This is a genomic window from Actinotalea ferrariae CF5-4 (assembly GCF_000603945.1).
Classification (GTDB): Bacteria; Actinomycetota; Actinomycetes; order Actinomycetales; family Cellulomonadaceae; genus Actinotalea; species Actinotalea ferrariae.
In genome coordinates this window covers 1-10,385 of record NZ_AXCW01000145.1, presented here as the reverse complement: position 1 = coordinate 10,385, position 10,385 = coordinate 1, and the positions used below count along the sequence as shown (strand labels likewise).

General features: G+C 75.8%; 13 protein-coding genes. All 13 read left to right on the top strand.

The genetic code is table 11. The features are described from left to right. On the top strand, positions 1-813 hold an 813-nt coding region (locus N866_RS12695; protein ID WP_034226858.1), incomplete at its 5' end, for an HD domain-containing protein. A 151-nt stretch (positions 814-964) separates the two neighbouring features. Next, entirely contained in the window at positions 965-2,575 is a 1,611-nt protein-coding gene (gene ffh, locus N866_RS12690) for a signal recognition particle protein (protein WP_034226856.1), read from the top strand. Next, positions 2,572-3,744 (top strand): amidohydrolase family protein, encoded by a 1,173-nt coding sequence (locus N866_RS12685; RefSeq protein WP_081802620.1) that lies wholly within the window; start codon positions 2,572-2,574, stop codon positions 3,742-3,744. Before ffh ends, N866_RS12685 begins: the two co-directional genes overlap by 4 nt. 164 nt (positions 3,745-3,908) lie before the next feature. Next, complete coding sequence (gene rpsP, locus N866_RS12680) at positions 3,909-4,364, top strand: 30S ribosomal protein S16 (protein ID WP_034226851.1); 456 nt, start codon at positions 3,909-3,911, stop codon at positions 4,362-4,364. Beyond that, positions 4,364-4,603, top strand: a complete 240-nt coding sequence (locus tag N866_RS12675) for an RNA-binding protein (RefSeq protein ID WP_034226849.1) — start codon at positions 4,364-4,366, stop codon at positions 4,601-4,603. The genes rpsP and N866_RS12675 overlap by 1 nt, the downstream gene beginning before the upstream one ends. Positions 4,604-4,722: 119 nt before the next feature. Next, on the top strand, positions 4,723-5,301 hold the full coding sequence (rimM, locus tag N866_RS12670; RefSeq protein WP_052023011.1) for a ribosome maturation factor RimM: 579 nt from the start codon (positions 4,723-4,725) through the stop codon (positions 5,299-5,301). A 1-nt stretch (position 5,302) separates the two neighbouring features. Beyond that, positions 5,303-6,103, top strand: coding sequence for a tRNA (guanosine(37)-N1)-methyltransferase TrmD (trmD, locus tag N866_RS12665; RefSeq protein ID WP_034226848.1), 801 nt, complete (start codon positions 5,303-5,305; stop codon positions 6,101-6,103). A gap of 168 nt (positions 6,104-6,271) precedes the next feature. Next, the gene (rplS, locus tag N866_RS12660) at positions 6,272-6,631 is read left to right on the top strand and encodes a 50S ribosomal protein L19 (RefSeq protein ID WP_034226847.1); all 360 of its coding nucleotides are present in this window, start codon (positions 6,272-6,274) and stop codon (positions 6,629-6,631) included. Positions 6,632-6,755: 124 nt separating this feature from the next. Further along, on the top strand, positions 6,756-7,493 hold the full coding sequence (lepB, locus tag N866_RS12655; protein ID WP_245612582.1) for a signal peptidase I: 738 nt from the start codon (positions 6,756-6,758) through the stop codon (positions 7,491-7,493). Beyond that, positions 7,490-8,326 (top strand): ribonuclease HII, encoded by an 837-nt coding sequence (locus N866_RS12650; RefSeq protein WP_052023010.1) that lies wholly within the window; start codon positions 7,490-7,492, stop codon positions 8,324-8,326. The genes lepB and N866_RS12650 overlap by 4 nt, the downstream gene beginning before the upstream one ends. Continuing rightward, complete coding sequence (locus tag N866_RS12645) at positions 8,323-8,646, top strand: DUF2469 domain-containing protein (RefSeq protein ID WP_034226845.1); 324 nt, start codon at positions 8,323-8,325, stop codon at positions 8,644-8,646. The genes N866_RS12650 and N866_RS12645 overlap by 4 nt, the downstream gene beginning before the upstream one ends. Positions 8,647-8,754: 108 nt before the next feature. Then, positions 8,755-9,111 (top strand): YraN family protein, encoded by a 357-nt coding sequence (locus N866_RS12640; protein ID WP_034226843.1) that lies wholly within the window; start codon positions 8,755-8,757, stop codon positions 9,109-9,111. Next, positions 9,108-10,385: YifB family Mg chelatase-like AAA ATPase (locus tag N866_RS12635; protein ID WP_034226842.1), on the top strand; the 1,278-nt coding region annotated here is incomplete at its 3' end. The genes N866_RS12640 and N866_RS12635, both read left to right, overlap by 4 nt.

Sequence of the window (10,385 nt, the reverse complement as noted above, 5' to 3'; positions counted from 1 at the left end):
CGCCGCGTCGCGCCCCGGCTGCGCTCGGTCGGCGAGGGCCTCGTCGAGCACGACGGCGAGCTCGTCCTGGCGGCAGGGGTGCGCCCCGAGGACGACGCGCTGCTCGGGCTGCGCGCCGCCGCGACGTCGGCCCGGCTGGGCCTGGCGCTGTCACCGGTCACCGTCGAGAGCCTGGCGCGGACCCCCGACCTGCCCGAGCCGTGGCCGGCGCCCGCGCTGGCCCACTTCCTCCAGCTCCTGGCCACCGGCCCCGCGCAGGTGCCGGTCTGGGAGACGCTCGACCTGGCGGGCGTCGTCACGCGCTGGCTGCCGGAGTGGGCGGCCGTGCGGAACCGGCCCCAGCGCTCGCCCGTCCACCGGCACACGGTGGACCGGCACCTCGTCGAGACGGTCGCCCGGGCGGGCCGCGCCCGGCGTGCCGTCCCCGCGCCGGAGGTCCTCCTGCTCGCCGCGCTGCTGCACGACATCGGCAAGCGCGCCGGCGCGACGGACCACAGCGTCGAGGGTGCCGCGCTCGTCCCGGCGATCGGCGCCCGGACGGGTCTGGACGCAGCGGTGACGGCGGACGTCAGGCTGCTGGTGCGGCACCACCTCACCCTCGCGGACCTCGCCACGACGCAGGACCCCGACGACCCGGCGACGGTCGGGGCGCTGCTCGAGGCCGTGGACCACCGCCGGGACCTCCTGCTGTGCCTCCGGGCGCTCACCGAGGCGGACGCGTCGGCGGCCGGCCCGACGGCATGGACCCCGTGGCGCGCCCGGCTGGTCGACGACCTGACCCGCCGGGCGGAGGCGGCGCTCGCCGGCACCTGACCCGCACGACGGCCGCTCGGCGAGGGCCCGGAGGTCGCCCCCGGGTCGCCCCCGGGGCGCCCCCAGGTCGCCCCCAGGTCGCCCGGAGGTCGTCGTCGGGGGCGCGCGGGTACCCTGGGGGCTTCCGTGCCCGTACCACCGGTGAGGTCCCGTGTTCGCCACGCTGTCCGACCGCCTGACGTCGACGTTCAAGAACCTGCGCACCAAGGGCCGGCTCTCCGAGGCGGACATCGACGCCACGGTGCGCGAGATCCGCCGCGCGCTCCTCGACGCCGACGTCGCCGTCCCCGTCGTGCGGGAGTTCACCGGCAAGGTGCGCGAGCGCGCCCTGTCCTCCGAGGTGTCGGGGGCGCTCAACCCCGCCCAGCAGGTGGTCAAGGTCGTCAACGACGAGCTGATCTCCGTGCTCGGGGGCGAGCAGCGCCCGCTGCGGTTCGCGAAGACCCCGCCGACCGTCATCCTCCTCGCGGGCCTGCAGGGTGCGGGCAAGACGACGCTCGCCGGGAAGCTCGCGCGCCACCTGCGCGAGAAGGGTCACACCCCGCTGCTCGTCGCCGCGGACCTCCAGCGCCCCAACGCCGTCACCCAGCTCCAGGTCGTCGGTGAGCGCGCAGGCGTGCCGGTCTTCGCGCCCCACCCCGGCACGCAGGAGGGCAGCGACGGCTCGCTGACCGCCGCGCCGGGGGACCCGGTCGCGGTCGCGCGGGACGGCCTCGCGGCCGCGCGCACCCGCCAGCACGACGTCCTCATCGTCGACACCGCCGGCCGCCTCGGTGTCGACGCGGAGATGATGCAGCAGGCCGCGGACATCCGGGACGCGGTGGACCCCGACGAGATCCTGTTCGTCATCGACGCGATGATCGGCCAGGACGCCGTCGCGACGGCCCAGGCGTTCGCCGACGGGGTCGGCTTCACCGGCGTCGTCCTGTCCAAGCTCGACGGTGACGCCCGCGGTGGCGCGGCGCTCTCGGTGGCGTCCGTCACCGGTCGGCCGATCCTGTTCGCCTCGACCGGTGAGAAGCTCACCGACTTCGAGGTGTTCCACCCCGACCGGATGGCCGGCCGCATCCTCGACATGGGTGACGTCCTGTCCCTCATCGAGCAGGCCGAGAAGGCGTTCGACGCCGAGCAGGCCGAGGCGATGGCCGGCAAGCTCGCCAGCGGCGAGGACTTCACGCTCGAGGACTTCCTCGTCCAGATGCAGGGCCTGCGTCAGATGGGCTCCATGAAGAAGATGCTCGGGATGCTCCCGGGCATGGGCGAGATGCGGGACGCCATCGAGAACTTCGACGAGCGCGAGGTCGACCGGATCGAGGCCATCGTCCGGTCGATGACGCCGGCGGAGCGGCAGAACCCGAAGATCATCAACGGGTCCCGGCGGAGCCGGATCGCCCGCGGCTCGGGCAGCACCTCTGCCGACGTCAACCAGCTGCTGGAGCGGTTCGCCTCGGCCCAGGTGATGATGAAGCAGATGGCCCGCGGCGCGGGCCTGCCCGGGATGGGCGGCATGGGCCGGCTGCCGGGCCTGGGCGGCAAGAAGTCCCGGGGCAAGATGGCGCCGCTGCCGAAGAAGGCCAAGGGCAAGTCCGGCAACCCCGCCCTGCGTGCCCAGCAGGAGCGGGAGGCGCTGGAGCGCGCCGCGGGGAAGAAGCCCGCCGGTGCACCCGGCTCCGCCTTCGGGCTGGACCGCCCGGCGCCGACCTCGGCCGACCCGGCGTCGCTGGACCTCCCGCCGGGCCTGGAGAAGTTCCTCGGGCGATGAGCGGGCAGCCCTCGGGGCCAGGACCCGGCGCGTACCCGCCCGCGGGCGGTGCGAGGACCGGTGCCCGGGCACCGGTGCTGCACGTGCGCGGGCGGGTGCTCCTCGACGACGAGCGGGCGGTCGACGAGCTGTGGGTGGTCGGGGGCCGCGTCACCTTCGCGCCCCCGAGCGGCCGGCGGTCCGCCGACGTCGTCACGCTCGAGGGCTGGGCACTGCCGGGCCTGGTCGACCTGCACTGCCACATCGGCCTGGGCCCGGACGGCCCCGTCGACCGGGTCACGGCGGAGGCGCAGGCGCGCGCCGACCGTGACGCGGGCACGCTCCTGGTCCGGGACGCCGGGTCGCCCTCGGACACCCGGTGGATCGACGACCGCCCGGACCTGCCGCGGGTCGTGCGGGCCGGACGCCACCTGGCGCGGCCGAGGCGGTACCTGCGCGGGTACGGCCGCGAGCTCGACGCGGTCGAGGACCTCCCCTCGGCGGTGGCCGAGGAGGCGGCCCGCGGGGACGGCTGGGTGAAGGTCGTCGCGGACTGGATCGACCGGGACCTGGGCCCGGAGGCGGACCTCGTCCCGCTCTGGCCGGACGACGTGCTCGGGGCGGCCGTCCGCGCCGCGCACGACGCGGGGGCGCGCGTCACGGCCCACACCTTCGCGACCGAGGCGCTGCCCGGGCTCCTCGCCGCCGGCGTGGACTGCCTCGAGCACGGCACGGGCCTGGTCCCGGAGATGATCGACGAGGTCGCCCGGCGGGGGATCCCCGTGGTGCCGACCCTGGTCCAGGTGGCGAACTTCGCCGGGTTCGCGGAGCAGGCGGGGGACCGGTTCCCCCGGTTCGCGGCGCGGATGCGGCGCATGCACGCGCGCCGCTACGAGCACGTCCGCGACCTGCACGACGCCGGCGTGCGGCTGCTGCTCGGCTCGGACGCGGGGGGCACGATCGCCCACGGGCGGCTCCCCGACGAGGCCGCAGAGGTGGTGCGCGCCGGTGTCCCCGCCGCCGAGGTCGTGGCGGCCGCGAGCTGGCGCGCGCGCGAGCTCCTGGGCGTCCCGGGGCTGGAGGAGGGCGCGTCCGCCGACCTCGTCGTCTACCCGTCCGACCCGCGCGACGACGTGGCGGTGCTGGGCGCGCCGAGCGCCGTCGTCCTGCGCGGGGGCCTCGTCGCCTGAGCCGTGCGACGGAGGGCCGCGACGTCTGGCAGAATGACCCGCTGTACTCGGCCCGGTCGGCCCCTCTACCCGACCGGGGTCCGCGTCCCCGGTCGTCGACACCGCCTACCCCACGGGCCGGTGCCCGACGACCTCCCCAGCAGAAACCAGGAGAGACCACCACAGTGGCCGTCAAGATCCGTCTGAAGCGTCTCGGCAAGATCCGGGCGCCGTACTACCGCATCGTCGTCGCGGACTCGCGCACCAAGCGCGACGGCCGTGTCATCGAGGAGATCGGCAAGTACCACCCGACCGAGGAGCCTTCGCTCATGGAGGTGCAGTCCGACCGGGCCCAGTACTGGCTCGGCGTCGGCGCTCAGCCCACCGAGCAGGTCCTCGCGATCCTCAAGGTCACGGGTGACTGGCAGAAGTTCAAGGGCCTGCCGGGTGCCGAGGGCACCCTGCGCGTCAAGGACCGCACCGGCGGTGACGAGGCCGCGGCCGCGGCCGTGAAGGCTGCTGCCGACGCCGCCGAGAAGGCGAAGGCCAAGGCGTCCGAGAAGAAGGCCGCCGCGCCCGTCGCCGAGGCGCCCGAGGCGTCCGAGGCCGAGTCGGCCGACGCCGCGGAGGAGCAGGCCTGATGCTCGCCGACGCCCTGGAGCACCTCGTGCGCGGCATCGTCGACCACCCGGACGAGGTCCGGGTGAACGCGCGGTCGCTGCGTCGCGGGGAGCTCCTCGAGGTCCGGGTGCACCCGTCGGACCTCGGCCGGGTGATCGGCCGCAACGGCCGGACGGCCCGTGCCCTGCGCACGGTCGTCGGCGCTCTCGCGCCGCAGGGGTCGGTCCGCGTCGACGTCGTGGACGTCGACCGGCGCTGACCAGCAGGACATCGCGGCGGAGGCCCGGTCCCCACGGGGGCCGGGCCTCCGCCGTCCTCAGCAGGACGCCGACGACGCCCGCACCGGGCCGGCGTCCGGTGACACGGGAACGGAGCACGATGCAGCTCACCGTCGCGACCCTCGGCCGCCCCCACGGACTGCGGGGCGAGATCGCCCTGGACGTGCGCACCGACCGTCCGGAGGACCGCTTCGCCGTCGGGGCCGTCCTGCAGACCGTCCCGGCCGCCGTCGGGCCGCTGACCGTCCGCGCGACCCGGGTCCTCAACGGCCGGTGGCACGCGACCTTCGAGGAGGTCACGGACCGGACGCGCGCCGAGGAGGTGCGGGGGGTCGAGCTCGTCGTCGAGGCGGACGTGTCCGACGAGGACGACGCCTGGTACCCGCACGAGCTGGTGGGGCTGCGGGCGGAGCGCCCCGACGGCACCGTCGTCGGCGAGGTCGTCGGCCTGGAGCACCTGCCGGCCCAGGACGCGCTCGTGCTGCGCGAGCCCGACGGTGCCCGGACGCTCGTCCCGTTCGTCCGCGCCATCGTGCCCGTCGTGGACGTCCCCGGTGGCCGCGTCGTCGTCGACGCCCCGCACGGGCTCCTGGCCGCCGACGCGGTGGATGGCGCGGTGGACGACGCGGTGGTCGACGCGGTGGTCGACGCGGACGCGCCCGGGTCCGACGAGGCCTGACGTGCGCATCGACGTCGTCACGATCTTCCCCGAGTACCTGGCACCGCTCGAGCTGTCCCTGGTGGGCAAGGCGCACCGGGCCGGCCTGCTCGACCTGCGGGTCCACGACCTGCGGACGTGGACGACCGACCGGCACCGCACCGTCGACGACACACCGATCGGCGGCGGGGCGGGGATGGTCATGCGCCCGGACGTGTGGGGGGAGGCCCTCGACGGGCTGCTGGGCGACGACGGCGCCGTCGAGCTCCTCGTCCCCACGCCGTCGGGCGAGCGCTTCACCCAGCGCACGGCCGAGCGCCTCGCGGCGGTCCCCAGGCTCGTCGTGGCCTGCGGCCGCTACGAGGGCATCGACGCCCGTGTCGCGGAGCACTACCGGGCGCGCGGTGTCCCGGTCACCGAGGTCTCCCTCGGTGACTACGTGCTCAACGGGGGAGAGGTGGCCGCGCTCGTCGTCGTCGAGGCGGTCGCCCGGCTCCTGCCCGGCGTGGTCGGCAACCCCGACTCGCTGGTGGAGGAGTCCCACGGAGCCGCCGGGCTGCTGGAGTACCCCGTCTACACGCGCCCGCCGCAGTGGCGGGGCCACGACGTGCCCGAGGTGCTCCTCAGCGGTCACCACGCGCGGATCGCCCGGTGGCGCCGCGACCGCGCGCTCGAGCGCACCGCGGAGCGCCGGCCGGACCTCGTGGCGCGCCTGCCGGCCGACGCCCTCGACGCGGACGACCGACGTCTCCTCGCGGCCCTCGGCTGGAGCACGGACGACGACGGCGTCCGACCCCCGCAGGACGGCCCCACGTCCGTCTGAGAGCGGGCGCTGTGGCAGAATGGCCGGTCGGTGTACGTCGGCCGCGTCTCTGCCACAGGGGAGACGACCCACGGCCTGGCCCCCGGGCCGTGCACCACCCGATCCGACGTGGCAGCGCCGCTGCCCGTGACGACGTGCCTGACCTGTGGCAGGGCGGAGGAGACCAGCATGCACATTCTCGACTCGGTCGACGCGGCCTCGCTGCGGTCCGACATCCCGGGGTTCCGCCCGGGCGACACCGTCAAGGTCAACGTCAAGGTCGTCGAGGGCACCCGCTCCCGCGTGCAGGCGTTCCAGGGTGTCGTCATCCGTCGCCAGGGCGGCGGCGTCCGCGAGACCTTCACGGTCCGCAAGATCAGTTTCGGTGTCGGCGTCGAGCGCACGTTCCCGGTGCACTCCCCGACCCTGGAGTCGATCGAGGTCGTCACCCGCGGTGACGTCCGTCGCGCGAAGCTGTACTACCTGCGCGCGCTCCGCGGCAAGAAGGCCAAGATCAAGGAGAAGCGCGAGACCCCGGCGCCCAAGTGACGCCGGACGACGTCGCGACGGGCGGTCACTCCTCGGAGTGGCCGCCCGTCGGCGTCCGGGCCCCCGCGGCCCGACGGCCGGTCGCGGCCTCGGAGCGGCTGCCGGTCATGGCACAGTGGTGGCCGTGACGTCCCGCCACCCCCGCGAGCCCGCCGACACCGCAGACGGCCCGGCTCCCGAGGAACGGCGTTCCGGTGGTCTCGGGGCCTGGCTGCGGGAGACGGTCATCATCGTCGTGAGCGCGCTGGTGCTCTCCCTGGTCATCAAGACCTACCTCGTGCAGGCCTTCTTCATCCCGAGCAGCTCGATGGAGCAGACGCTCCTCGTGGGCGACCGGGTCCTCGTCTCCAAGCTCGCCCCGGGGCCCCTGGACCTCAGCCGCGGCGACGTCGTCGTGTTCAAGGACCCGGGCGGGTGGCTGCCCGAGACGACGGCCGCACCCCAGCCCGTGTGGCGCCAGCGCACGACGGACGTCCTCACCTACGTCGGTCTCCTCCCGCAGGACTCGGGCGAGGACCTCATCAAGCGCGTCGTCGGGCTGCCCGGGGACGAGGTGGCGTGCTGCGACGCCGAGGGCCGCGTCACGGTCAACGGGGTGCCCCTGGACGAGTCCTACCTGGCGGAGGGCGCGCGACCCTCCGAGGTCGACTTCACCACGACGGTGCCGGCCGGGAGCCTGTGGGTCATGGGCGACAACCGGCAGAACTCCCAGGACTCCCGGTACAAGCAGGGGTCGCCGGGCGGGGGCAGCATCCCGGTCGACAACGTCGTCGGGGTCGCCTTCGTGACGGTGTGGCCCGTCGACCGCTGGCAGCTGCTCCGGAGCCCGGGCGCCGTCTTCGAGGAGGTCCCGGAGCCGTGACGACCCGGAACGGACCGCGGCCGGACCTGCGCCTGGAGCGTGCGCTGCTGCGCAGCGGCGCGCGGGTGGTCGTCGGGATGGACGAGGTCGGCCGTGGTGCGCTCGCCGGGCCGGTCACGGTGGGCGCCGTCGCCGTCGACCTGAGCACGCGCACGTGCCCCCAGGGAGTCGCGGACTCCAAGCTGCTGACGCCCGCCGCCCGCGAGCGGTTGCTGCCCGCCATCAGCCGGTGGGGCCTGGCGCGTGCCACCGGGCACGCGGGACCGGACGAGATCGACCGGTACGGGATCGTCGCCGCGCTGCGTCTGGCGGGGCGCCGCGCCCTCGGCGCGCTGGGGATCCCCGTCGACCTCGTCCTCCTCGACGGCTCCCACGACTGGCTCACCGCGCCCGCGGAGCTCGACCTGTTCGGCGCGGAGGGCCCGGACCTCGCAGCGGGCGGGGACCTGGCGCCGGCCGCGGACCCCGCAGCCGGCGCAGTACCGGTGGGCGGCACCCCGGCGGCCGACGGCGCGGACCCGTGGTCGCGGATCGCCGTGCGGACGAGGGTCAAGGCGGACCAGCGCTGCGCCTCCGTCGCGGCCGCGAGCGTGCTGGCGAAGTGCCGCCGCGACGCGCTCATGGTGGAGCTCTCCCGCGAGCACCCCGCGTACGGCTGGCACGAGAACAAGGGCTACGGCTCGGCCGAGCACGTCGGGGCGCTGCGCCGGCTGGGTCCCTCGACGCTGCACCGCACCAGCTGGCGCCTGCCCGTCGGGCCGGACGACGCGGCGCCGTCGGCCGACGACGAGCGGACGGCCGGACCCCGCGGATGGGCGATGATGGACGCGTGAGCGCCGAGGACCTGGAGAACTACGAGACGGACATGGAGCTCGCGCTCTACCGCGAGTACCGGGACGTCGTGAACCTCTTCGCGTACGTCGTGGAGACCGAGCGCCGCTTCTACCTGGCCAACCAGGTCGATCTGCAGGTCCGGTCCGCCGCGGGGGAGGTCTACTTCGAGCTAGCGCTGGCCGACGCCTGGGTGTGGGACGTCTACCGCAGCGCACGCTTCGTCAAGTCCGTCCGCGTCGTGACGTTCAAGGACGTCAACGTGGAGGAGCTGGCCAAGTCCGACCTCGACGTCCCGGACGGCGGCGGCTTCCGCCGCTGACGCGCCGGTCGTCCCCAGGGCGACCACCGCCGCCGTCCTCCCCAGCCGGGCCGGTCCCCGCCGACCCCCGAGCGCCCGGCGTCCCAGGGTGGGCGCGGAGGTGGTCGCGTGCGCGCCAAGGACGCAGTGGGCAGGTACGGGGAGCAGGTCGCTGTCACGCACCTGCTGGCGTCGGGCTGGGAGGTGCTGGACCGCAACTGGCGCGGCCGGGCGGGTGAGCTCGACGTCGTCGCGCTCGAGGGCGACGAGCTCGTCGTCGTGGAGGTGAAGACCCGCAGCGGGGACGGCTTCGGGCACCCGGCCGAGGCGGTCACCGCGGTCAAGCTCGCGCGGCTGCGTCGGCTGGCGGGGGAGTGGCTGCACGAGCACGAGCTGCGCCCCGCCAGCGTGCGGGTCGACGTGGTCGCCGTGCGGACGTCCCGGCGCGGCGCCGCCACCGTCGAGCACCTGCGCGGCGTGCTGTGACCGGCCTGGGCCGGACCACGGCGGTCGCCCTCGTCGGCCTCACCGGCCACGTCGTGGAGGTCGAGGCGCACCTGGCTGCGTCCGTCCCGGGCTTCACCCTCGTCGGGCTCCCGGACGCCTCGCTGGCCGAGTCGCGGGACCGGGTCCGGGCGGCCGTGTCGTCGTCGGGCGTGCCCTGGCCGCAGCGGAGGATCACCGTCAACCTCTCGCCCGCGGCGCTCCCCAAGGCGGGCGCCGCCTTCGACCTGGCCGTCGCGGTGGCCACCCTCGCCGGCGCCGGGGTGTGCGACCCCCACCGGGTCGCCGCGGCGACCCATCTGGGCGAGCTCGGGCTCGACGGCAGGCTGCGGCCGGTCCGCGGCGTGCTGCCCGCCGTCGCGGCGTCGGTCGCCGCCGGCCGGGCGACGGTCGTGGTGCCGCACGGCAACGTGGCCGAGGCCCGCCTCGTGCCGGGGGCCGACGTGGTGGGGGCCGTGACGCTCGGTGACGTGCTGCGCCGGCACGGTGCGGACCTGCCGCCGGACGACGCGGACGTCGTCCCGGTCCCGGCCGAGCAGGCCGCGTGCGCTGCGCCGGTCCCCTCCGACCTGGCTGACGTCGTCGGCCAGGAGGACGCGCGGTGGGCGCTCGAGGTCGCCGCCGCGGGGGGCCACCACCTGCTCATGGTCGGCCCGCCGGGCACCGGCAAGACGATGCTCGCGTCCCGGCTCACCGGGCTGCTGCCGGACCTGGACGAGGCCGAGGCCGTGGAGGTGACGGCGGTCCACTCGGTGTCCGGCACCTTCCGGCCCGGGGACGGCCTCCTGCGGCGCCCGCCCTTCGAGGACCCCCACCACACCGCGACGCCGGCCTCCGTCGTCGGGGGCGGGAGCGGTGTGCCCCGCCCGGGTGCGGCCTCCCGGGCCCACCGTGGGGTGCTCTTCCTGGACGAGGCGCCGGAGTTCTCCCCCCGCGTCCTGCAGACCCTGCGGCAGCCGCTGGAGCAGGGCGAGCTCGTCATCCACCGGGCGGCCGGCGCGGCGCGCTTCCCGGCCCGGTTCCAGCTGGTCCTGGCGGCCAACCCGTGCCCGTGCGGGAAGGCCGTGGGGAAGGGGGCCGACTGCTCCTGCACCTCCCTGGAGCGTCGGAGGTACTTCTCGCGGCTGTCCGGTCCGCTCCTGGACCGCGTGGACGTCCAGGTCGACGTCCTGCCGGTGACGCGCGTGCGGCGGGAGCCCGCCGCGGGCGGTGAGGCGAGCGCCGTGGTCGCGGCGCGCGTGCGCGCCGCGCGGGAC